The sequence below is a fragment of the Haloferax sp. Atlit-12N genome (assembly GCF_003383095.1).
GTDB lineage: Archaea > Halobacteriota > Halobacteria > Halobacteriales > Haloferacaceae > Haloferax.
Genome location: NZ_PSYW01000002.1, coordinates 912,045 through 933,172 on the forward strand (window position 1 = coordinate 912,045; position 21,128 = coordinate 933,172).

General features: G+C 66.1%; 21 protein-coding genes. 9 read left to right on the forward strand and 12 right to left on the reverse strand.

Features of this window, described 5'->3' with window-relative positions; translation table 11 throughout:
* Positions 1 to 25 precede the first annotated feature (25 nt).
* Positions 26 to 379 carry a hypothetical protein gene (locus tag C5B90_RS12805; RefSeq protein WP_115881988.1) on the reverse strand — a complete coding sequence of 118 codons (354 nt, stop codon included), beginning with the start codon at positions 377 to 379 and terminating at the stop codon, positions 26 to 28.
* A gap of 132 nt (positions 380 to 511) precedes the next feature.
* Between C5B90_RS12805 and C5B90_RS12810 the strand changes: the two genes are divergently transcribed.
* Positions 512 to 973: a pyridoxamine 5'-phosphate oxidase family protein gene (locus tag C5B90_RS12810; RefSeq protein ID WP_115881990.1), complete on the forward strand. Its 462-nt coding sequence runs from the start codon at positions 512 to 514 to the stop codon at positions 971 to 973.
* A gap of 137 nt (positions 974 to 1,110) precedes the next feature.
* Here the strand turns inward: C5B90_RS12810 and C5B90_RS12815 are convergent, their stop codons facing one another.
* Positions 1,111 to 3,090, reverse strand: coding sequence for a PGF-CTERM sorting domain-containing protein (locus C5B90_RS12815; RefSeq protein ID WP_199517511.1), 1,980 nt, complete (start codon positions 3,088 to 3,090; stop codon positions 1,111 to 1,113).
* A gap of 276 nt (positions 3,091 to 3,366) precedes the next feature.
* On the opposite strand from C5B90_RS12815, the gene epsC reads away from it, so the two are divergent.
* Entirely contained in the window at positions 3,367 to 4,230 is an 864-nt protein-coding gene (gene epsC, locus C5B90_RS12820; RefSeq protein ID WP_115881994.1) for a serine O-acetyltransferase EpsC, read from the forward strand.
* Between the two features lie 50 nt (positions 4,231 to 4,280).
* Here epsC and C5B90_RS12825 read toward each other — a convergent pair whose 3' ends face one another.
* From C5B90_RS12825 to tgtA, 3 genes are all read right to left on the reverse strand, one after another.
* Positions 4,281 to 4,586, reverse strand: coding sequence for a hypothetical protein (locus C5B90_RS12825; protein ID WP_049916523.1), 306 nt, complete (start codon positions 4,584 to 4,586; stop codon positions 4,281 to 4,283).
* A gap of 79 nt (positions 4,587 to 4,665) precedes the next feature.
* The gene (locus tag C5B90_RS12830; RefSeq protein WP_115881996.1) at positions 4,666 to 4,941 is read right to left on the reverse strand and encodes a winged helix-turn-helix domain-containing protein; all 276 of its coding nucleotides are present in this window, start codon (positions 4,939 to 4,941) and stop codon (positions 4,666 to 4,668) included.
* A 73-nt stretch (positions 4,942 to 5,014) separates the two neighbouring features.
* Positions 5,015 to 6,592, reverse strand: a complete 1,578-nt coding sequence (tgtA, locus tag C5B90_RS12835) for a tRNA guanosine(15) transglycosylase TgtA (RefSeq protein ID WP_115881998.1) — start codon at positions 6,590 to 6,592, stop codon at positions 5,015 to 5,017.
* 186 nt (positions 6,593 to 6,778) lie between these two features.
* Here tgtA and C5B90_RS12840 point away from each other — a divergent pair, with 186 nt between their 5' ends.
* The 3 genes from C5B90_RS12840 to C5B90_RS12850 all read left to right on the forward strand — a co-directional run bounded on the left by C5B90_RS12840 (position 6,779) and on the right by C5B90_RS12850 (position 9,136).
* Complete coding sequence (locus tag C5B90_RS12840; RefSeq protein WP_115882000.1) at positions 6,779 to 7,060, forward strand: hypothetical protein; 282 nt, start codon at positions 6,779 to 6,781, stop codon at positions 7,058 to 7,060.
* Positions 7,057 to 8,577, forward strand: coding sequence for a methyl-accepting chemotaxis protein (locus tag C5B90_RS12845; RefSeq protein ID WP_115882002.1), 1,521 nt, complete (start codon positions 7,057 to 7,059; stop codon positions 8,575 to 8,577). Before C5B90_RS12840 ends, C5B90_RS12845 begins: the two co-directional genes overlap by 4 nt.
* A 76-nt stretch (positions 8,578 to 8,653) precedes the next feature.
* Positions 8,654 to 9,136, forward strand: a complete 483-nt coding sequence (locus C5B90_RS12850; RefSeq protein ID WP_115882004.1) for a cupin domain-containing protein — start codon at positions 8,654 to 8,656, stop codon at positions 9,134 to 9,136.
* 38 nt (positions 9,137 to 9,174) lie between these two features.
* Here the strand turns inward: C5B90_RS12850 and C5B90_RS12855 are convergent, their stop codons facing one another.
* Both C5B90_RS12855 and C5B90_RS12860 read right to left on the reverse strand, forming a co-directional pair.
* The gene (locus C5B90_RS12855) at positions 9,175 to 11,046 is read right to left on the reverse strand and encodes an SLC13 family permease (RefSeq protein WP_115882006.1); all 1,872 of its coding nucleotides are present in this window, start codon (positions 11,044 to 11,046) and stop codon (positions 9,175 to 9,177) included.
* Positions 11,047 to 11,094: 48 nt separating this feature from the next.
* Positions 11,095 to 11,868 (reverse strand): CPBP family intramembrane glutamic endopeptidase, encoded by a 774-nt coding sequence (locus C5B90_RS12860; RefSeq protein WP_115882008.1) that lies wholly within the window; start codon positions 11,866 to 11,868, stop codon positions 11,095 to 11,097.
* Positions 11,869 to 12,046: 178 nt separating this feature from the next.
* Between C5B90_RS12860 and C5B90_RS12865 the strand changes: the two genes are divergently transcribed.
* The gene (locus C5B90_RS12865) at positions 12,047 to 12,703 is read left to right on the forward strand and encodes a helix-turn-helix domain-containing protein (RefSeq protein WP_115882010.1); all 657 of its coding nucleotides are present in this window, start codon (positions 12,047 to 12,049) and stop codon (positions 12,701 to 12,703) included.
* A gap of 189 nt (positions 12,704 to 12,892) precedes the next feature.
* Complete coding sequence (locus C5B90_RS12870; protein WP_199517489.1) at positions 12,893 to 13,786, forward strand: alpha/beta fold hydrolase; 894 nt, start codon at positions 12,893 to 12,895, stop codon at positions 13,784 to 13,786.
* Positions 13,787 to 13,854: 68 nt separating this feature from the next.
* Here C5B90_RS12870 and C5B90_RS12875 read toward each other — a convergent pair whose 3' ends face one another.
* Positions 13,855 to 14,403, reverse strand: coding sequence for an NUDIX domain-containing protein (locus C5B90_RS12875; RefSeq protein ID WP_115882012.1), 549 nt, complete (start codon positions 14,401 to 14,403; stop codon positions 13,855 to 13,857).
* A gap of 45 nt (positions 14,404 to 14,448) precedes the next feature.
* Positions 14,449 to 15,180: a hypothetical protein gene (locus tag C5B90_RS12880; protein ID WP_042662640.1), complete on the reverse strand. Its 732-nt coding sequence runs from the start codon at positions 15,178 to 15,180 to the stop codon at positions 14,449 to 14,451.
* A 119-nt stretch (positions 15,181 to 15,299) separates the two neighbouring features.
* On the opposite strand from C5B90_RS12880, the gene C5B90_RS12885 reads away from it, so the two are divergent.
* The gene (locus C5B90_RS12885; RefSeq protein WP_115882014.1) at positions 15,300 to 16,016 is read left to right on the forward strand and encodes a hypothetical protein; all 717 of its coding nucleotides are present in this window, start codon (positions 15,300 to 15,302) and stop codon (positions 16,014 to 16,016) included.
* A 13-nt stretch (positions 16,017 to 16,029) separates the two neighbouring features.
* Here C5B90_RS12885 and C5B90_RS12890 read toward each other — a convergent pair whose 3' ends face one another.
* A complete protein-coding gene (locus tag C5B90_RS12890) occupies positions 16,030 to 16,647 on the reverse strand; it encodes a bifunctional 2-polyprenyl-6-hydroxyphenol methylase/3-demethylubiquinol 3-O-methyltransferase UbiG (protein ID WP_115882016.1) in 618 nt (205 codons plus the stop codon).
* A 252-nt stretch (positions 16,648 to 16,899) separates the two neighbouring features.
* On the opposite strand from C5B90_RS12890, the gene C5B90_RS12895 reads away from it, so the two are divergent.
* Entirely contained in the window at positions 16,900 to 17,094 is a 195-nt protein-coding gene (locus tag C5B90_RS12895) for a cold-shock protein (RefSeq protein WP_004041873.1), read from the forward strand.
* A gap of 145 nt (positions 17,095 to 17,239) precedes the next feature.
* Here the strand turns inward: C5B90_RS12895 and C5B90_RS12900 are convergent, their stop codons facing one another.
* A complete protein-coding gene (locus C5B90_RS12900; RefSeq protein WP_115882018.1) occupies positions 17,240 to 19,534 on the reverse strand; it encodes a hypothetical protein in 2,295 nt (764 codons plus the stop codon).
* Positions 19,535 to 19,639: 105 nt separating this feature from the next.
* Entirely contained in the window at positions 19,640 to 20,878 is a 1,239-nt protein-coding gene (locus C5B90_RS12905; RefSeq protein WP_115882020.1) for an ABC transporter substrate-binding protein, read from the reverse strand.
* Positions 20,879 to 21,128 lie beyond the last annotated feature (250 nt).

Below are 21,128 nucleotides of genomic sequence, written 5' to 3' on the forward strand. Positions count from 1 at the left end.
GAAAAAACAGCGGAGAGGAAGGGGATTACTCGTTTGACCGACTGTCTTCGACTTCGATGCGCTGGGGGTCTTCCGTTCGCGTGTCGGCGTCGTCACCGCCGCCGAGTAACGACGACTGCAAGTTCTTCGCGAACGACTCGACCTGGTTTCGGAGCGTCTTGACCTCCGTCTCGAACTCCTCGACGGAGCGCTCGACGTAGTGGACCCGCTGAATCGGAATCCGACGAACCACGTCGTTGCCGCCGGCGTCCTCGTCGAGTTTCACTATCCAGTGGTCCTGAAAGTAGGCGATGCTCTCGTTTTCGACGCGTTTCTCGACGGTTCCCTCGTCGGGGTCGTCGTAGACGATTACCGCCGTACCGAGGTCTGTGTCCGTCATCACAGGGAGTTGTGTCCAGACACTTCTATGTCTGGTGGCACGGCGAACTCGCCGGCGGCCGAGGCCACCGGTTCCGCCGCTCTACTTCCACCGAGCCTACCGAATTTAGCCCGTCCCGCCCGAACAGCCACTATGAACGCCTCCGACCCCACCGGCCCGTGGTCGCGCGACCGCGTCGACGACTTCCTCGCCGACGCGACCGTCCCGATTCGGCTCTCGTGTCGCACCCCAGCGGACGACCTCTGGATGCTCTCGCTGTGGTACGAGTGGGACCCCGAGGCGGCCGAACTCCGGTGTGCCACTTCGGCCGACGCCGACGTGGTGCGGTTCCTCCGCGCCCACGACGACGTGGCGTTCGAAATCTCGACCAACGACCCGCCGTACCGGGGCGTCCGCGGCCGGGGCACCGCGACCGTCGAACCCGACGCGGAGAAGGCAGTGCTGCGGCGACTCATCGTCCGGTATCTCGGCGACACCGACTCGGAACTGGCCGAGCGGTTGCTCTCGCCCGACCGCGACGAGGTCGTGATTCGGATTCACCCCGAGCGGCTGCATACGTGGGACTACGCGGCGCGGATGCGTTCGTCGGAATAGTCGGCACTCACGCTCGGCGGCGTAAAATAACCCCAAAGCGGGGCGCGTGCCGCGCGGGGGTGGCTTTTCTGGCCCGCGCGGCGTACGAAAAAGGGTGCCTCTGTGTGGTGGTGGGCCGGTGCGTCGTCAGCGGGGGGTTACCGACGCCGGGCGGCGACGAGCGCCGCCGCGACGAGCGCGACGAGGGCCACGACGAGGCCGAAGCCGGGCGCTTCAGTAGACGACTCGCTCGTCGTCTCCATCGACTCGTCGGTCATCTCGGTCGTGGGTTCGTCGGTCATCGTCTCGGTCGGCGTCTCGGTCATCATGCCTTCGACCGTGTAGTCGGCCGTCGTGACGACCGCGCCGCCCGCGGCGACGTAGGGCCCGTCGTTTTCGCCCTCACCGGTCACGAAGTCGTAGGCCTCGTTGCCGTTGGTGTCCATGTGCGCCATCGGGACGATGGTGCCGGACTCTTCGAGCGGCGCGTCGAGGGTGATTTCGACGTTCTCGTGGGTGCCGGGTTCGAGGTACGCGGAGGTGCCGCGGACGCTCTCGAAGACCTGGCCCTCGGTGACCGTCGCGTCGTGGACCGTCACGAAGCCGCCGTCGTGGAGCGTGACGGAGTCGACGGTGACGGTCGTGCCGTCGCCGGACTGGTCCATCGCGGTCACGACCGCGTTGACCGAGGTGTGGGCGCTGGCGACGACCGCGCCGCCGTCAGCCGTGAAGGGGCCGTCGGCCTCGCCCTCGCCGGTCACGAAGTCGTATTCCTCGTTGTCGTTCGTGTCCATGTGCGCCATGGGAGTGAGCACCTGCGAGGAGCGAATCGGCTCGTCGAGAGTGACTTCGACGTCCTCGTGGACGCCGGCAGGCAGGTACATCGAGGTGCCGACCACGCTATCGAACACCGCGCCGCCCGACAGCGACGGGTCGTGAATCGTCACGAAGCCGCCCTCGGAGAGTTCGACCCGGTCGACCACGACGGTCGCGCCGTCCGAGGACTTCATCGTGTAGTCGACGCTGGCGGAGACGGTCGCGTTGCCGCTGTCGACGACGGCGCTGCCGTCAGCCGTGTACGGGCCGTCCGTCTCACCTTCCGATTCGGGGAAGGTGTACATCTCGTCGCCGTCAGAGTCGACGTGCGCCATCGGGACGACGGTGGTCGTCTCGTTCAGCGGCGAGTCGAGCGTGACCCGCACGTCGTGGTGCAGGCCGGGTTCGAGGTACATCGAGGTGCCGCGGATGCTCTCGAACACCGCGCCCTCGGTGACGGTGCCGTCGTGAATCGTCACGAAGCCGCCCTCGGGCAGGTACGCCAAGTCGACGACGACGGAGTAGCCGCCGGTGGCCTTCGCGGTGTAGTTCACGCTCGCGGTGTCCGAAGGCATGGCCATCGCGGTGTCGACGACGGCGCTGCCGTCAGCCGTGTACGGGCCGTCGGTCTCGCCTTCCGACTCGGGGAAGGTGTAGGTCTCGTCACCGTCGGTGTCCATGTGCGCCATCGGGACGAGCGTCGTGTTCTCGGTCACGGGCGCGTCCAGTTCGACGCGGACGTTCTCGTGGACGCCGGCGGGCAGGTACGCCGAGGTGCCGCGGATGCTCTCGAAGACCGCGCCTTCAGTGACGGAGGCGTCGTGAATCGTCACGAAGCCGCCCTGCGAGAGTTCGACGCGGTCGACCACGACCGAGTCGCCGGTCGTGGGCTGGTCGGACATCGAGACGGTCGCGCTCGCGTTGACCATCGCGGTGTCGACGACGGCGCTGCCGTCAGCCGTGTACGGGCCGTCCGCCTCGCCGTTAGCCGCGACGAACGAGTAGACGCGGTCGCCGTCGGAGTCCATGTGGGGCATGGCGACGAACGTGCCGGACTCGCCGACCGGTTCGTCGAGGTGAACGGTCACGTTCTCGTGCGTGCCGGCGTCGAGGTACATCGACGAGCCGACGACGCTCCCGAGGACGTTGCCGTCCGTGACGGAGGCGTCGTGAATCGTCACGAAGCCGCCGTCGGGGAGCGTGACGGAGTCGACCGTCACGGTCGTCCCGCCTGTCGCTTGGTTCTCGAAGGAGACGGACGCGGTCTCCTGTTGTGCCGCTGCGGCCGCCGGGATGCCCCCGACGACCACGACGAGTGTCATCAACACTGCGAGTGTGCGTCGCATGTCTCAGAGGGGGACGAATATTTAAAAGAAGATTTTCCGAACTGTCACCCAAATCTCTCCCCGATGTGTCCCCAGTCGCCCGATTTCGGCGGCCAGAAGCCTTATCTGGCGGTCGGGGGAGCACCGATTCGTCGGACCGAGCGCGCCGACTGGTGAGGTCGATTCGCGCTCGGAAGTCGCGGTTCGAAGGCGGCGAATCGGGCCCGATGAGACGGGGTTAAATACCGCTCGTCCACCAACTATCGCTATCGGATGTCCTACACCTACTCGGGCGACGCGCATCTCGGGCTCGCGGCGTCCTACCGCGCCGACGACGACCCCTTCCCCACGGACACGTCGCTTTCGTTCCCGCGGCGGAATCACCTGCGAGAGGACGTCGACCTCATCAAGCGACTCCTGTTCCCGCGCTGTTGGAACGCCGGGCCGTGGGTCGGCGACGAGGAACTCCTCCGCGACGGCGTCGCCAACTTCGGCGCGCTCTGTTACTCCGGCATCGACCCCTACACGGACGAGGACCCCAAGCCCGTCGTAGACGAAGTCGTCAAGCGGCTCCCAGATATCCGCGAGACGCTGAAGAAGGACGTCGAAGCGGCGTACAAAGGTGACCCCGCCGCCCGCGGTTACATGGAACTTATCCGGTCGTACCCCGGCGTGCAGGCGATTATCGTCCACCGCGTCGCCAACGCCTTCTACGAGGCCGGCGCGCCCGAATACGCCCGCGAACTCGCCGAGTACGCGAAGATGGAGTCGGGCATCGACATCCACCCCGGCGCGACCATCGGCGACTACTTCTTCATCGACCACGGTACCGGCGTCGTCATCGGCGAGACGACGACTATCGGCGAGTGGGCGCGCATCTATCAGGACGTGACCCTCGGCGCGCTCCACTTCGAGGAGGACGAGGACGACGAACACTCGCTCAAGAAGGGGTACAAACGCCACCCGGACATCGGCGACAGCGTCGTCATCGGCGCGGGGACCAAGGTGCTCGGCGCGGTCTCCGTCGGCGACCACGTGAGCATCGGCGCAAACTCGTGGGTCACCGAAGACGTGCCGGACCACACGAGCGTCTACATCTCGGAACACCCGACTCACGAGCGGAAACACCGCAACTGAGCGGGCGGGGGTGCGTCAAAACCGGACGAGAGCGGGAGAAAACAGCGTTTTCAGTCGAACGTAATCCACGCGAGGAACACGAGACCGACCGTCTCGAAGACGTGTAACAGCATCATCAGTCGCCACGCGATGACGGGCACGTCGGTGCTGAACCACCCCGAGAGCGTCGGGTCGAGGATGTACATGTAGAACGCCAGCGCGTTCTCGGCGAGGAGGAACACCCCGAACACGAGGAGTCCGACGGCGTGTTTAGACCTGAAGGTCAGGTAGTTTCGGGCCCACACCGCCGACAGTGCGAGTAGCACGACGACGTTGACGCCCGAGGAGACCGTCGCGACGTCCACCCAGATACTCATTCGTTCTCTCCTTTCCCCGTCATCCTGATATACGCTTTCCCAAATCTTTCCATAATCACCGCGTCCGTGGCTCGCATGCTCAGTCCATCCGCTCGACGATTGTCTCGACGGTCTCCCAGTTGGCGCGACACCGCGGCGACGGGAGATAGACCGCGCCGTAGTCGTCGCCGCTCCGCTGGACCACGTCGTTGTCCATGAGCACGTCGAGGTGATGCCGGACGGTCTTGTAGTCGAGGTCGAGCGTCTCGGCCAGTTGGTTGGCGTTTCGCGGCTGTTCCTCTACGGTCCTGAGGATACGCACACGGTTTTCACCGCCGCGGGTTCCCGTGAGTACGTACCAGAGGACAGCCTCCATCGTGTTCGTTGATACGTCGGGTGAACCTAAGAGCATCGACCGACAGACGCCGACGCGACCGCCCGGGCCGGCACTACTCCTCTGACAGGCCGGCGGAGTCGCCCTCGACGCGCTCGTCGTCTCCGTCGCTCACGTCGGCTTCGTCGGCTTCGTCACTCTCGTCGGCCAATCGCTCGGAGACCGTCGAAAGCGACTCTAACTCGACCGAATCGGGGACGCGAGCGAGCGCCGACTCGGGCCAGTCGCCGTGCGCCAGCGTGAACGCCGCGTCGGGGTTCTCCTCGACCAGCCGCGAGACGCCGCGGGCGGCCTGCTCGTAGGCGTCGCGGTCGAGTCGCTCGGGCACTTCGGCGGTGAGCGGGTACGTCTCGGAGAGCGACCGCGGGAACGGGCCGAACGGCGGGACGACCCGCCACGTCGCGTCGAAGTCGTCGCCGGAGGGGATGCCGCCCTCGGTGAGGAGGACGTGGCCCTCGGCGGTCAGGCGGTCCATGCGGGCGTGGTGGCGCGCGACCTCGGGGCGGTGGGCGCTCTCGTTGGAGGCGTAGAAGAACGCGCCCTTCGAGGCGGGGTCCTCGCGTTCGAGCTGGTCGACGTGGTCGAGGAGCGCGCGGTAGCCGTCGAGCATCGCCGGGTGCGAGCGGGCGCGCTCCTCGACGAGTTCCATCAGGTCGCCGTCGCGGATGGCCTGCTTGATGCGGCGGAGTTCAGCGAACGTGACGTGGAGGTTGTGTTCGGCGAGCAGTTGCTCCTGTTCTTTCGACCCCGCGGCCCGCAGGTCGTCAGGCGAGTACTCCGTGCAGATAGGGCAGGTACACGGGAGGTATTCGAGGTCTTCGAGGTGTTCGGTCCCGCGGACGGTGAGATACCGGCCGTCGCGGGCGTAGAGAGCGTAGGCGGCGGAGTCGAACAGGTCGCAGCCGAGGGCGACGGCGAGCGCGAGCATCATTGGGTGGCCCGCGCCGAACAGGTGGACCGGGGCGTCGACGCCGAGGCCCCGCTTGGCGGCCGCGACAGCGTCGACCATGTCGTCGTAGCGGTAGGCGTTCATCATCGGGACGACCGCGCCCACGGGGAACACGTCGAGGTCGGTCGCGTCGGCGTGGCGGCCGGCCTCCTCGCGGAGGTCCGGGTAGGTCGACCCCTGCACGGGGGCGTTGACGAGCATCTCGCCCGTGTCGGCCGCCTCGGCGTCGGCGAGGGCCTGTCTGGTGATTTCGAGGTCCGTCTCGGCCTGCTCGCGGGCCACGTCCGGTGGCGTCGGGATGTCGACCGGCGTGGCGATGTCGGTGCCGATGTCCCACTGGAACTGGAGAATCTCCTCGGTCGTCGTGTCGATTTCGCCGTACTCGGCGAGTTGGAACGACCCCGAGTCGGTCATGATGGCCCCGTGGAAGTCGAGCATCTCGTGGAGGCCGACGTCGAGGGCCTCCTCGCGGAGGTGCTCGTTCGTCTTGATGATGTAGGAGTTGGTGATGAGGATGTCCGCGCCGAACTCGGACTCCAACCGCGCGGGCGAAATCGTGTCGATGTTCGGGTTGACGACCGGCAGGAGGGCCGGCGTCTCGACGGTGACCCCCGCACGCGGGACCGAGAGCCGACCGATTCGGCCGGCGAGGTCCCCGTCGCGGAGTTCGAAGTGGTCGCGCATGGAGTGGCGTTTCCCGAGCGCGGCGGTAAGGGTTGCGTTCGCGGGTCGGCCGCGCGCCCAAAAACAGACGCACGACCGGAAATAGTCTCATGCGTTGAAATATTCTAGAAAATATACACCATGGGTATCAAACGTGATTTTTTGGGCGAACAGTTTACAAAGAGATTGGCTCAACGGAGAGGATAGATGTTAGCCGACTTATCACCACTCGAAGTAACCGCGCTCGCCGTCGCCCTCGTCGGGCTGATACCGGTTATCACGCAGTACAGAGACGAGACCAAACTGTTCGCCGCGGGGTACGTCCTGCTCGTGGTCGGGATGGTCGCGACGAACGTCGAGGCGCTCTTCCTCGGGTCGGTGCTCAACTTCGTCGAGCACGCGGTCGGCATCGGCCTCGCAGGCGTCACGTTCTTCGCGGCCGCGTACGTCCGCCGGAAAAACGTCATCAAAGGCGGTGAGGGCTCGTGATAGTCGACGCGCTGTTCGACGCTATCGGAACCCTCGGATTCATCGGCGCGGCGGTGCTGGCGTGGCTCAACTACCGCGACACCGATGCCGAAGCGTCGTTCTGGTTGACGTACGCGTTCGCCTCCGTACTGGCGATTCTGTGGATGGTCAGCCTCACGATGGAAAAGCTCGGTATCTACCCCGAGATATTCAACCTCGTGACCTCGCCGCTCATGACCGCCACGGTCGCCGTCTTCGCCATCGGTGGCACCGCGACGCTCGCCATCGTCGCGGACATGAAGGAACTCGTCGACAGCGCCGAAGAACGGCGGCGGGAACTCGACGCGCTCACGACGGACCTCGAACGGCAGGCCGAGAACTACGGCGACGCGATGCAGACGGCCGCCGACGGCGACCTCACCGTCCGCGTCGACGCCGAGAGCAACAACGACGCGATGCGCCGCATCGGGCGGGGCTTCAACGAGATGTTGGAGGCCATCGACTCGGTCATCGTCCAGATACAGACGTTCGCCGAGCAGGTCGACGACGAGAGCTCCGAAGTCACCGCGAGCGCGGACGCCGTGAAGACGACGAGCACGGACGTGGCGAACAGCATCGAGGAGATTTCGGCGGGCAACGAGACGCAACACCGGAACCTCAACGCCGCGGAGTCCGAACTGAGCAACCTCTCTGCGACCATCGAGGAGATCGCCTCCTCGTCCGAGGAGATCGCGCGGCAGTCCCAACAGACCGTCGGGCGCGCCAAGGAGAGCCAAGCGGCCGCCAGTTCGACCATCGAGAAGATGGAGCAGTTGGAGTCGCGGTCGACCGAGACCGTCTCCGAGGTCGAGGAACTCCAGCAGTCGGTCACGCAGATCAGCGAGGTCGTCGACCTCATCGACGACATCGCGGAGAAGACGAGCATCCTCGCGCTCAACGCCTCCATCGAGGCGGCGGGCGCGGGCGACGCGGGTGAGGGCTTCGCCGTCGTCGCCAGCGAGGTGAAGACGCTCGCAGAGGAGACCGCCGAGGCGACCCAGGAGGTCGACTCGCTCATCCGCGACATCGAGCAGTCGACCGAGAGCGTCGCCGAAGACACCTTCGAGACGCAAGACGAGGTCGAAGCCAGCCGCGAGACCGTCGGCGAAACGGTCGAGGTGCTCGAAGAGATCGTCCACAAAATCGAAGACAGCAACGACTCCATCCAGTCCATCAGCAGCGCCACCGACGAGCAGGCGCAGTCGACCCAAGAGGTCGTCACGATGATGGACGAGATAACGAACCTCAGCGACCGGACGGCCTCCGAGGCGCAGAACGTCTCCGCCGCGGCCGAAGAACAGACGGCCGCGACCCAGCAGATTGCGGCGTCGTCCTCGTCGCTCTCGGAGCGCGCACAACAGCTCAAATCGCTCGTCTCGCAGTTCGACTCCGGGCGCGCGACGGGCGGTGTACCGGGCGGCGAGACGGCTACGTCCCCCGCCTCGACCCCTAACCGAGCGATGCGGGCGGACGGACGCGGCGAGAACCGCCCGAACTGACCGACGAGACCGACGACCGGCGCGCGAGCGAGCGCCCCCGACGAACGTTTTTCCGCCGACTCGCCGAACGGCCGATATGGAACCTGTCAGCGAGTCCGACCTCGACTGGACGGTCCGCGACGGCGTCGAAGGCACGTTCAAACAGAAGGGACTGGGCGCGGCCGCCGGAAGCGACGACCTCGGCTGTAGCCTCTACGAACTCCCGCCCGGTGCACAGCCGTGGTCGTATCACTACCACGCCGCGAACGAGGAGGCGCTGTACGTCCTCTCCGGGCGCGGACAGGTCCGCCTCGGCGGCGAGGTCCACGCCCTCCGCGAAGGCGACTACGTCCCCTGTCCGACCGACGAGTCCGGAGCGCACTGCGTCGTCAACGACAGCGACGAACCGCTCCGGTATCTGGCGATATCAACCATGAATGAACCCGACGTGACGATACACCCGGACATCGACAAAGTCGGCGTCTACGTGGGCGCGCCGCCGGGGAGTTCGGCGGAGCGAACCGTCTCGACGTTCTACGACCACGAATTCGACGGCGATGAGTTCGACGGCGACGACTGAGTCGGCGGTGGCCGACTCACACGGCGGGGGTGACGCGCCTACGCGCCGACGCCCCAGAAGAACGCGATGCCGGCCACGGTGACGACCGACAGGAGCAACTGCAGCGGCGCGCCGACGCGGAGGAAGTCGGAGAACGTGTAGCCGCCGGGACCGTAGACGAACAGGTTCGTCTGGTAGCCGACGGGGGTCATGAACGCCGTCGAGGCCGCAAAGGTCACGGCGAGGACGAACGAGAACGCGTTGGCCCCAATTGATTGGGCGGCGCTGGCGGCGACCGGAATCATGAGCACGACGCTCGCGTTGTTCGAGATGACGCTCGTGAGCAACCCGGTCGCGACGTAGAACACCCACAGCACGCCGATTGCGGGGAGGAACGTCGCCGTCGAGGCAACGGCGTCACCGAGGAGCGCCGCGGCACCCGTCTGTTGGAGCGCGACGCCGAGCGGGATGACGCCCGCGAGCAGGAAGATGACGTTCCACTCGACCGATTTGTACAGTTCGTTCGGCTTGAGGACGCCGGTGAGAATCATCGCGACGACGCCGCCGAGCGCCGAGACGACGATTGGGAGGACGTTGAACGCCGGGAGCGCGACGACCCCGGCGATGATGGCGACGGCGAACGGCGTCTTTTCGGTTCGGTAGTCTGCGTCGTCGAACTCGTGGGCGACGATGAAGTCCTCGTTTTGGACGAGTCGCGTGAGGCTGTCGGGTGGAGCCTGCACGAGGAGCGTGTCGCCGACGCGGATGTCGATGTCCTCGAACCGGTCGCGGACGACCTTCCCGCGGGTCCGAAAGGCGAGCACGTTCGCGTCGTAGCGCTGCCGGAACGTCGAACTGGCGAGGCTCTCGCCGACGAGAAACGAGCCCGAAGGGATGACGACTTCGACCATGACAGGCTCTTCTTCGCCGGGGTGGAGTTCGCTCTCCGAGCGGGGGCCGCCGACGAACGTCAGCCCCTCCGAGCGCATGATTCGTTCGAGCGTCTCCCGGTTCGTGCGGAGTCGGAGCGTGTCGTTCTCGTGAATCTCCTTTCGGGCCAGCGGTTCGAGGAACTGCTCGCCGTAGCGGATGAGCTGTAACACGTCGATGTCGAGGTCGTCGTCACCGAGGGCCTCTTGGACGGTCTGGCCGATGAGCGTCGAGTCCGCGGGGACGACCACGTCGGCGAGGTACTCCTGAAGCGCGTACTCCTCGACGAGGTCGTCCTCGGCGGGCACCCGTTTGGGGAGCAGGCGGACGCCGACCGTCATGAGGTAGACCGCACCGACCACGAAGACGATGACGCCGAGTTTGGTGAACTCGAACATGCTGAAGGCGTGGAGACCGAGACCGGGCGACTCCCGCCCGAGTTGGGCCGCGATGTCGCTGGCGAGGATGTTCGTCGAGGTGCCGATGACCGTCAGGGTACCGCCGAGCATCGAGGCGAACGAAAGCGGCATGAGGAGCTTCGACGGCGAGGTCTTGCCCTTGTGCGCGAGGTCCGCGACGACCGGAACGAGGATGGCGACGACCGGCGTGTTGTTGATGAATCCCGACACCGGACCGGTGACGCCAATCGTCGCGGCGAGTTGCTTCGATTGGCTGGTGCCGGCGTAGTCGGCCATCTTCCGCCCGATGAGTTGGACGATACCGGTTCGGTTGACGCCCGTACTCAGGATGAGCATCGCCAGCACGGTGATGGTCGCCGGACTGGCGAACCCCGAAAGCCCCTCCTGCGGGGTGATTTGCGTCCACGGCTCCAACACCATCAGGAGGACCATCACGACGATGGCGGTCACGTCGATGGGGAGCCACTCGGTGGCGAACAAGACGAGAGAAAGCAAGATGAGCGCGAAGACGACGAGCATATCGCCCGTGACGGCCGCCGGGACGAGTCCCTCGACGACCGACACGAGTGTGGAGAAGAACACGTCTGTTCGAGGGGATAGCGAAGGAAAAAGGCTGGTATCGACGGCCGCTCAGAACAGCAGTCCGGTCGGGACCTCGCCGGGGTTCATCTCGGCGAACTTGAACACGAGGTACGCCAGGGAGAACAGCGTCGCGTTGTACGCGCCGTGGATGAGCGCCGGGACGGCGATGTTGTCGGTCAGTTCGTACGCCGAGCCGAAGACGACGCTCGGGAAGAACAGGATGCCGATGGTGACGAGGCGGCCGCCCGCGCCGCCGGTGAGCGCGACGTAGTGAATCGCCGCGAAGATGGCGCTGGCGAGGGCGATACCCGGAACCGGGCCGAACGACTCGCGGATGCGGTTCTGGACGACTCCGCGGAACAGCAGTTCCTCGCCGGGGCCGATGAGGAGGAACGACGCCGGGATGAGGAGCAACAGCACCTCGGGGTCCTGTGCAGCGATTTCGGTCACTTGGTTCGACCCCGCTTGGACGCCGAACGTCGAGACGAGGAACGCGCCGACGAACGCCGCGACGAGTGCCGTCACGTAGCCGAGGACGACCGCGACGATGTCGCGGAGCGACGGGACGGAGACGCCGAAGTACGAGCGGTCGAGGCCGCGGTATCGGGTGTAGACGAGGGCGACGCCGCCGAAGGCGATGCCCTGCAGGAGAACCAGCGATATAACGACGAGCGCGAGGGGCGTCAGTTCGACGCCCGCGCTCAACGCCGCGAGCTGTGTGATGACGACGAGTATCGTGCCCACCGCGAGACCGCCGCCGCCGAGGGCGATAGCCGCGAGGAAGGACCGAACGGGGTCAGGGAGGCGCGTCGTAGTAGCCACAGGCGACCTCTTAGAGCGCCGGCATCAAAATCCTTCTCGCCTCGGAACGGGGTTCGAGGGGCGAACGCGAGTGTGAGTCGGTCGCCTGACCACTCGGTGAACTGACGCGCGGCCCGCGGCCGACCGAGAAATGTCGGACAGTCGCTACGTTTTACCGCGACGCAGCTCAACTCAGCGTATGCGATATCTCGCGGTGCTGGTCAAACCGGAGAGTCGGGACGCGTTCCATCCCCTCGGAAAGCGGTTGACGGAAGCGCCGTCGGTCGAGAGGCGAGCGATTCATCACGTCGAGTTGCTCGCCGACGGCACCGTGTTGCTGTTCGCCGAAGCGAGCGGCAGTCAAGAGCGATACAGACAGATTATGGAGAACGCCCCGAGCGTCATTGACTACCTCGTCTCGGGAGATGACCCTTGGATGGCCGTGAGTAATTTCGAACCGACAGAGCCGTCGCGGCGGACGCTGGAACTACAACGGGAATCTCCGCTGGTAATCGAGACTCCGATGCGCTTCACCGATGACGGAGGTATCAAGCTGACGTGTCTGGGAACCGACGAGGCGTTCGGAGAACTGTTCGAAGTCGGTGTCGAAAGAGCGAGTGTCTCGGTCGAACTACTCGAAATGGGCGATTTCGAACCCGACAAGTCGACGTTCAGCAGGACGTTGACTCCCCGACAAGAGGAGGTACTGGAGGCGGCAGTTCAGTTGGGATACTACGACGTTCCCCGAGAGGCGTCACTTCGGGACGTTGGGGAGGCAGTCGGAATCACTCCTTCGACGGCCGGTGAACACCTCCGAAAAGTCGAACAGCGCGTGTTCAACGAACTTGTTTGCTAACGTTTTCGCGTCGGACGTTGCGGGACGGCGGACGGTGGGTGCGGTTCGCGCCAGACACGGTGATAAAAGTAGCCTCACGGCTACGGCAGTAGCCGTACCCCGGTCTGTCACCTGCGCTTAGGTACCGGTTCGAACTCACATGAGTCCCGCACAGAGACAGCGCCCGATCATCACTCCGAGCCAACAGCAATGACGGACACAGACACCCACCCAAGCACCGACGGCTCGCTCATCGACGCGTCCGGCATCGAATCCACCACCCGTCACGTTAACGGCGTCCGGTTACACGTCGTTACTGCAGGCGACTCCGACGACCCACTAGTCGTGTTACTGCACGGCCATCCCGACTTCTGGTACGGGTGGCGCGCCCAGATTCCGCGGCTCGTCGAGGCGGGCTTCCGAGTGGTCGTCCCCGACCAGCGAGGGTGTAACCTGAGCGAGGCCCCCGACGGAATCGACTCCTACCGAGTGTCAGAACTGACAGCGGACGTGTGCGCCCTCATCCGTGACGAGGGACGGGAGTCTGCCCACCTGATCGGCCACGATTTCGGCGGGTTCGTCGCATGGAACGTCGCCCTCCGCCAACCGTCCGCGGTCGACCGACTCGGGATTCTGAACGTCCCACACCCGGCGGTGTACCGAACGACCCTGCGGTCGAGCCCCGAGCAGATCGCCCGGAGTTGGTACGTCTGGTTCTATCAGTTGCCGAGGCTCCCCGAATGGATTCTCAGTTGGAACGACGCGAGCAGGATGGTCGCCGCCCTCGAAAAGACGTCCAACCCGGGGACGTTCGACCGAGAGACTATCGACCGCTATCGGGCCGCCTGGCGGCACACGGGTATCGGGCCGCGAATAGACTGGTATCGTGGGTTCCTCCGGACGGAAAGCCCGCCCCGCGAGGTCGTCACCCAACCGACGCTGGTCTGTTGGGGCGAAGACGACATCGCACTCGTCCCCTCAATGGCGAAACAGAGCATCGACTACTGCGAGGACGGCCGGCTTCGGACGTTCCCCGACGCGTCGCATTGGGTACACCACGAGCGCGAGGAGGTGACCGACGAGCTGATTCGTCATCTCTCCTGAGCGGCGGCCCAGGAGGCGAACGCAAACGCAGGACGAAAAGGGGAACCAGCGACGGCCCTCTCGGCTCCTTACTCGCCGGCGAGTTCGTAGTAGAGCACGCCGAGAACCGTCCGGGCGTCGCGCACCTCGCCCGCGAGGACGGCCCGCTTGAGGTCGTCGTACTCGACCGTCGTCGGGCGGATGCTCTCGTTGAAGTCGAGGTTCTGGTCGGCGCTCGGCTCGCACCCGCGCGCGACGAAGTAGTGGTGGACCGAATTGGCGATACCGTTGGCCGGCTCGACGGTCACGAGCGGTTCGACCGCCTCGGCCTCGTGGCCGGTCTCTTCCGCGAGTTCGCGCCGGGCGGCCGCGGCGTAGTCGTCGTCGTCCGGTTCAGTGCCGCCGGCGGGGAGTCCGCGGTTCGTCCGGCCGACGGCCTGCCGCCACTCGTCGATGACGACCACGTCGCCGTCCGGCGTGAAGGGGACGACGACGACAGCCGCCGGCTCGTCGACGTAGTGGAAGTCCGTCTCGGTCCCGTCGGGGAGCCGAACGTCGTCCATGCGGATGTCGAAGCCGGGACACGAGTAGTCGATGCGCGTGTCGGTGGTCTCCCACGCGAGGTCGTCGTCGCTCATGACATCACGTGCCGGCGGTGATTCCAAAAGCGTCGCGGTGCCCCGCTACCCAGCGTCGTCGAACGAGACGGTCGCGAGGTCGGCTTCGAGGTCGTCGACGTACTCGTTGTACGCCTCCACGAACGCGACGAAGTCGCCGGCGAGTTCGCGCACGTCGGGTGCGGCGGGCGGTTCGTACTGCGACAGCAGGTAGATGCCGCCCTCGCCACCGACGCGCAGGTACGACGCCCGCGGGCCGTCCCACTTCAACTCCCAGCGCGTCCCGCCGACCCGCTGGGTGAAGGTGCCGTACTCGCCGTCGAAGCGGTTGAGTTCGCCCGCCATGGTGTCGGCCACCTCGCGGATGGTCGAGACGAGTTGGTCCCGCTGGGCGACGATTTCCTCGGTCGTCGTCACGGCGGGGAACTCCGTCGGTACGTCGTCGAGGACGCCGTCGAGCGACTCGACGTGCTCGTTGTACGCCTCAACGAACGCCGGGTAGTCCTGCATCGCCGTTCCGAGCGCCTTCGGCTCCGGGGGCTGTTTGGTCGAGACGACGTACGTCTCGCCGCCCGACTTCCCCTTGAACCGGAGGTACTGCAGCGCGCCCGCTTCGTACTTGAGCGTCCACGTCCCGCGGCGCGTCTTGAACGTCTCCTGGCCGTAGTCGCCGCCCTGGAGGATGGCGAGTTCGCGCGCGATGGTGCCCGCGTGGGCCTCGACCGCGGCGACGACCTCGTCGCGGTTGGCCGCGACGTCGTCGACGCTCGTGATATCGAACGAGAGGGCGTCAGTCATTGTCGGTGGGACGGCGCTGGAGGGGATAAGTGCGTCCGTCGCCGGTTTTGTCATCGATAGTACACGTCTCGAACGTGATGAGCCAACACAGGGCAACGATTGGTGGGACAATCGGGGGCATGGCACGACGGGCGAATCCGGCATTCGCGGGCGGCATCGTCGCCGTCTCGGTGGTCGCACTCGCGTACGCGGTCACGGCCGGTTCGCTCCAGCAACACACGTTCGTCCACGTCATGGCGGGCCTGCTCTGGACGGGCACCGACCTGTTCATGGGGGCGATTCTCGGGCCGGTCATCGGCGGCCTGACGGACGAACAGAGCGCCGCGGTGTTCGAGCGCCTCACGCCGAAGACCGCGTTTTTCCTCCCGTCGATGGCGCTCGTCACTATCGCGGGCGGCATCACGCTCGCCCAGCGACTCGGGGTGTTTCCCCACGCCGAACCGTGGCTCGCGCTGTTCACCGCCGCGAACCTGATTCCGATTTGTCTCCTGCTCGGTCGCCGGCTGAACGCGTGGCGCGACCGGCGCTGGCAGGTCGTCTTCGCCGTCGCCACGGTCGGGTCGCTCGCGTGGGTCGCGACCACCATCGGCGACTTTCAGATGACCACACCGGCCATCGTCGTCGCGCTCGTCGTCGTCACGATTCTCACGGTGCAGGGCTTCGGCTTCCTGATGCCCGGCGAGATACGGATGTACTTCGAGATGACCTCCGAGGACCCGGACCCCGGCGTCATCTCCGCCATCGGAAAACAGAACGCCATGCTCGGCGGCGTGCAGGGAGTGTTCCAACTCGTCCTCATCGCCGACATGGTGTACCTCCGCTACGGCGGGTTCTGAGTCGAAAACGAGGTCAGTCGGTCCGGCGGAACACGCGGAGGGTGTCGCGGTCGCCGTGCTCGCAAGCGACCTGTTCGAAGCCGAACGGCTCGAACACGGCCGCCCAGTCGCGGTAGTACAGCGGGAAGTCGTACTCCTCGTCGTTGACGCCGCGGTCCTCGGGCGGGACCGACTGGTCGCCCTCGTTTTCGACGGTGACGAAGTAGTCGCTCGCACTTCGAGCGACCGCCTCGAACACCCACGCGTCGTCGGGATGGATGTGCTGGAGCGTCTCGATGGAGTAGACGGCGTCGAACTGGCCCGGAGAGAACTCCTCGACGACCTCCTCGATGGCGGCGGCGTGGAACGTCCCGCAGTCGGCGAGGTCTGGGTAGGCGTCGGCCATCACCTCGAAGCAGTCGGGGTTGATGTCGACGCCGTGGAGGTTCTCGAAGCCGTGTTCGCGGAGGTGCGAGAGGTGCCGACCGGGACCACAGCCGAGTTCGAGAATCGACGCGGAGGGGTCGAGCGAGCCCTCGAACACCCGTCGAATCGACTCGCTCGTCTCGTTCGGTCCGTAGTACGCGTAGTACTCCGGCGAGAACTCTCCCGACCGGTCTGCCCACTTCCGACGAACGTCGTTAGCATCCACGGTGTCGGAGACCGTCCGGCCACGCGTAAAGCCTCGTCGGCCGCGGCCCGCCGAATTCGGTGAGCAGAACTGCCGATACCACAGCTTACCGCGGAATCGCCGTCAGACTACTAGGCGAACGCGACCAGAACCGACGTATCAGAACATTCGTCTACAAAGTTCGATGATTCAGAAAAGTATTCAATAAAATAACCCCGTGACAACACGACCCTCACAAGTCTTATCCGTAAAGGGCGTGTGTGTTCAAAAGCAATGGCGAAAGGAAACGTTGATTTCTTCAACGACACTGGCGGCTACGGTTTCATTTCGACGGACGATGCTGACGACGACGTGTTCTTCCACATGGAAGACATCGGCGGCCCGGACCTCGAAGAAGGCACGGATGTTGAGTTCGACATCGAGCAGGCCCCCAAGGGCCCCCGCGCGACGAACCTCACGCGCCTTTAAACTAATTTAGTACGCCGCGTTTCGCGGCAGAACGATAACTCACATTTTGCGTATATTCGACCGGCGAGCGACGCGTTCGCGGCCGGTCGACTACGCGAACTCTCCACTCACCACCCAGAGCGCGTCGGCCGCGCGAACTACTAACTCAGAGCGTGTCGGCCGCACGGGCCTGCTCGGAGCGACGGCGCGCCTGTTCGAGTCGCCGGTCGGTCGCCCGCGAGAGCGACCCCGGAAGCTCCCCGCGCGCCTCGGCTAACCGCTCAGCCACGCGTTCGAGCCGCGACGCGACGGTGTCGAGGCTCTCGTCCGCCCGGCCGCGCTCGCCGGCCTCGGCGCGTTCCGCGGCCCGGTTCGCGGCCTCGGCGACCGATTCGAGCGCCTGCGCCAGCCCGCGAACCGCGTTCGCCTGCCCGCCGCCCGTGGCCGTTTGGGTCGAGTCGTCCGGGGTGCCCGTGTCCGCCGAGTTGTCCGAATCGTCCGAATCGTCCGAGCCATCATCGACCGCCGCGACCGCCGCGGCCGTCTCCGCGGAGATATCTGCGAGGAACGTCGCGAGCGACGCCTTCCCGGTTCGGGGTTCGTCGATGCGGACGCTCGGAATCGACGCGGGCGTGGTGTCGCCGTCTGAGACCGAGTCCGAGTCCGCGTCTGCGTCCGCCGCCGCGTTCGGGTCGGGGTTCACGCGGAACGCGCCGAGTTCGTCGTCACTGTCGCGGACTTCGACGGTGTACGCGCCGCCGCGGTGGACGTAGACGGCGTCCGGCCCGGACAGCGGCGCGTCGTACAGTCGGCCGCCGAAATCGTCTTCGAGCGCGAGCGCCGTCAGGTCGCGGTCGGTCCCATCGGCGTCAACTTCCACTTTCGTCGCGGACTCCCGGGCGACGAGCGGGATTTCGCCGTCCACCCCGGCCGTGGTGAGGGTACCGCCGTCGTCGTCGCCGTCGGATGACGATTCGGTCTCCGTCGTGGACGACGAACCGGACTCTGCGTCGCCCACCTGAACCGTCTCGCTGTGTGGTGCCGAGCCCGCGCCGTTGACCGTGAGTCGATGCTCGCCCGCGGGCACGTTCTGCAGGACGCCGAGGCCGCCGAACGTCGGCGCGGCCTCGGGGTCACTCTCCAAGAGGAGGACGGACTCGACGCCCGACTCACGGGTCGTCACGCCCTCGCCGTCCGGCGCGTCCGCGTCGGTGACGGCCTCCGTCACCCGGACGAAAAGCGTGTTGAGCGCCGAGGGCTCGTCGACGACGTCGTACCGCTCGGCGAGGGCGCTCCGATGGGTCGGGTCGGTGATATCGGCCGCGGGGTCGACGTAGCGCGACTGACTCCACGGCGTGCTCGTCGTCGTGAGGTGGCTCGCAATCGCGTCCTCGACGAAGCCGGGGACCGCGAACTCGAAGCTCAGTTGCGGCCCGGTGAACTCAGTAATGTGTTCGACCTCGCCCGCGGGGACGAGCGCGTACTCGATGTCGGCGTCCGCGTCGGCGTCGCCGTCGTCGTCCGCCGTCTCGGGTCCGAACACCAGTCCCGTCGACCGTTCTGGGAGGTCCGTCGGCGGCGACGATAGCGCGTCGAACGACCGAATCGTGAGCGCCTCGCTGACGAGGGATTCGCGCGTGACCGACGGGAGTCGCTCGTCTTCGTACACCGGCGCGCCGTCGAGTTCCGGGACGACGTAGGGCAGCCGCGCGCCCTCGTCTCTCGGGAGGCCGTAGGCGATGGGTATCTCCGCGGCGTCCTCGATGCGGTCGAACGCTCGGTTCGTGATGTCCGCGAACGTCCCGCCCGTCGGGAGCCGCTGGAACCGGTCGGCGCGGTCGTTGAGCGAGAGCGCGCTGGAGTGCGACCCGAGTTCCGACAGCACCCGCGGCGGGCGGTCGGGGTCGGGGTCGAGAAACTCGTTGTTCGGCACCGACCGCGAGTGCGAACTCGCGACGTACAGTTGGGGGACCGGCTCGTCGTCCGCCGTGTCGACGAAGACGTGCAGGACCTCCCAGTCGTGCCAATGGAAGTTCGTCGTGAACTGGTCGAACACCGAGTAGAACCAGTACTGCACCGCCGTCAGCGACGAGTCCTCGTATCGGACCACGTTGTAGAACACCGTCGGCTCCGGCGCTCGCTCGCCGGTCTCCCGCTGTGTCGCGTGGTAGCCGTCGAAGGCGTCGAAGCCGTCGACGACCGTCTCGCCGTCCCGGTCGCTCGCATACGACCGCGGGTCCGTCGGGAACCACGTCTCGTCGGCGTCGAAGTAGAGCGTCGGCGCGAACCGGGCGGCGAGGTCGCGGGCGACGTCGGCGTCGACGCTGGCTGTCGGGGCGGCGGTGCTCGTGGTCTCGCTCGAGTCGCCGCCGAGGGCCGAACACCCGGCGAGCGACCCGAGACCGGCGCTCCCGAGCGCGGCGAGGAACGCCCGTCGGTCGAACGCGGGTCGGTCCGTCATCTGTCTATGTGGTGGAGTCGAGGACGGAACAAATCTCTTGTGTCGTTCGGCGACGGAGAATGCGGGGCCAGTTGGCGGGACCGTCGGTGCGGCGTGGGCGACCGCTCAGAACTCGCCGTTGATGATGTCGGCGACGTGCTGCCGGTCGAACAGCTGTTCTTCCTCCGGGATTTCGGGGTACGGACCGCCGTCCGAGGTCGGCCACGCGCCGAACTCCTCGGGATGGAACTGCTTGGCGCTCATCTCCAGTTGGAACAGGTTGAGAATCGGACCCTGATAGCGCGCGCCCTGCGGGTAGACGCGGCCGTTCTGGACCGCCGAAATCTCCGCGGCGACGGGGTCGTCTTCGAGCGTCGCTCGGAGGTCGTTCATGCTGACGTTCGGCTGCATCCCGCTCAGGAAGAGAATAACGTCGGGGTCGGCCTCCAACAGCGCCTCGAAGTCGACGTTCGAGCCGGACTCGATAGAGCCTTCGAACGCGTCGCGGGGTGCGAGCGGCCGGATGTGGGAGGTCATAAAGCCGGGGTTACCGACCGTGTACGCCCAGATCTGCTTTTCGATGTCGGCCGCCGTGAGAAGCACCACGCTCGGGCGCTCGTCTTCCGGCGGCAGACCCGCCTCGATGGTGGCGAGCAGGTCGTCGTGAACGGCCGCGAGCGCTTCGTAGCGCTCCTCTTCTTTGAGTACCTGCGCAACCTTCTCGAACTGCTCCCACAGCGTGTAATACTCGTAGTCGCCGGTCCACTCGTCGGTCGGCGACGCGTGACGGCCGCTCAGCGAGTTCCCGAACCACGGCGAGATGTTGTCGTCGACCTCCTCGATGTCGTCCATGTCCCACTGTTCGAGCTGGACGACCCACGCGGGGTCGGCCAGATGCACGTCGCTGTCGAGTTCGTAGAGCTTCTCCTTGCTGGTCTCCCACGAGGGATACAGGTCCGCCCAGTCGACCTCGACACCCGGGAGTCGCGCCGTGAACTGCTTCCACGTCGTGTCGTAGTACGCCGGGCCGTTGACCGCATTCACGTCGTCACCGCGGCCGAGCGCGAACGCCATCCCCGCGTGGTGAGTCAACCGCGTGAAGATGCTCTGCGGCGGCTCGTCGAACTCGACGGTGCCGACCGGCGACATCGTCACCGAGTACGAACTGTCCGCTGGCGTCTCGGTCTCCGTGTCCGTGGCTGTCTCGGTCGCGGTCTGCGTCGTCGATTCGGTCTCGGCGTCCGTAGACTCCGAATCGCCCCCTCCGGTACAACCGGCGAGCAGGCCGCCGCCGACGGCCGCGCCGCCGTACTTCACGTAGTCGCGCCGCGTCAGTCCCTTCCGTGGCGTCTCGTCGTGTTCCATAGTTTTTTAGGCCCGCCTAAAATAGATAATTGCTTCGGTTCTCGGACGACAGCGGGGCCGTCACGAGCGCGAACAGCGCCTCGTCGGTTCGGCCGAGTGTCGGCTCCGACAGGAAACGTCGGGGGCCGGCCTCGCGTCGCCGCTTGGTGCGATTGGACTGCCTACGGCCGTGTGGCCGATTCCGCGCTCACCTTGGGTCTGTCGGCGACGAGGCGGCGGCCGAGCCGTCGATACCGCTCGCCCTCGTTTG

Excerpts from the sequence above, each read along its gene's own strand:
- C5B90_RS12880 (WP_042662640.1), bottom strand. The coding sequence starts at position 15,180 with ATGACTGACGCCCTCTCGTTCGATATCACGAGCGTCGACGACGTCGCG.
- C5B90_RS12905 (WP_115882020.1), bottom strand. The coding sequence starts at position 20,878 with ATGGAACACGACGAGACGCCACGGAAGGGACTGACGCGGCGCGACTAC.
- C5B90_RS12900 (WP_115882018.1), bottom strand. The coding sequence starts at position 19,534 with ATGACGGACCGACCCGCGTTCGACCGACGGGCGTTCCTCGCCGCGCTC.
- C5B90_RS12850 (WP_115882004.1), top strand. The coding sequence starts at position 8,654 with ATGGAACCTGTCAGCGAGTCCGACCTCGACTGGACGGTCCGCGACGGC.
- C5B90_RS12895 (WP_004041873.1), top strand. The coding sequence starts at position 16,900 with ATGGCGAAAGGAAACGTTGATTTCTTCAACGACACTGGCGGCTACGGT.
- epsC (WP_115881994.1), top strand. The coding sequence starts at position 3,367 with ATGTCCTACACCTACTCGGGCGACGCGCATCTCGGGCTCGCGGCGTCC.
- C5B90_RS12885 (WP_115882014.1), top strand. The coding sequence starts at position 15,300 with ATGGCACGACGGGCGAATCCGGCATTCGCGGGCGGCATCGTCGCCGTC.
- C5B90_RS12875 (WP_115882012.1), bottom strand. The coding sequence starts at position 14,403 with ATGAGCGACGACGACCTCGCGTGGGAGACCACCGACACGCGCATCGAC.
- C5B90_RS12815 (WP_199517511.1), bottom strand. The coding sequence starts at position 3,090 with ATGACACTCGTCGTGGTCGTCGGGGGCATCCCGGCGGCCGCAGCGGCA.
- C5B90_RS12830 (WP_115881996.1), bottom strand. The coding sequence starts at position 4,941 with ATGGAGGCTGTCCTCTGGTACGTACTCACGGGAACCCGCGGCGGTGAA.
- C5B90_RS12865 (WP_115882010.1), top strand. The coding sequence starts at position 12,047 with ATGCGATATCTCGCGGTGCTGGTCAAACCGGAGAGTCGGGACGCGTTC.
- C5B90_RS12840 (WP_115882000.1), top strand. The coding sequence starts at position 6,779 with ATGTTAGCCGACTTATCACCACTCGAAGTAACCGCGCTCGCCGTCGCC.
- C5B90_RS12870 (WP_199517489.1), top strand. The coding sequence starts at position 12,893 with ATGACGGACACAGACACCCACCCAAGCACCGACGGCTCGCTCATCGAC.
- C5B90_RS12805 (WP_115881988.1), bottom strand. The coding sequence starts at position 379 with ATGACGGACACAGACCTCGGTACGGCGGTAATCGTCTACGACGACCCC.
- C5B90_RS12810 (WP_115881990.1), top strand. The coding sequence starts at position 512 with ATGAACGCCTCCGACCCCACCGGCCCGTGGTCGCGCGACCGCGTCGAC.
- C5B90_RS12825 (WP_049916523.1), bottom strand. The coding sequence starts at position 4,586 with ATGAGTATCTGGGTGGACGTCGCGACGGTCTCCTCGGGCGTCAACGTC.
- tgtA (WP_115881998.1), bottom strand. The coding sequence starts at position 6,592 with ATGCGCGACCACTTCGAACTCCGCGACGGGGACCTCGCCGGCCGAATC.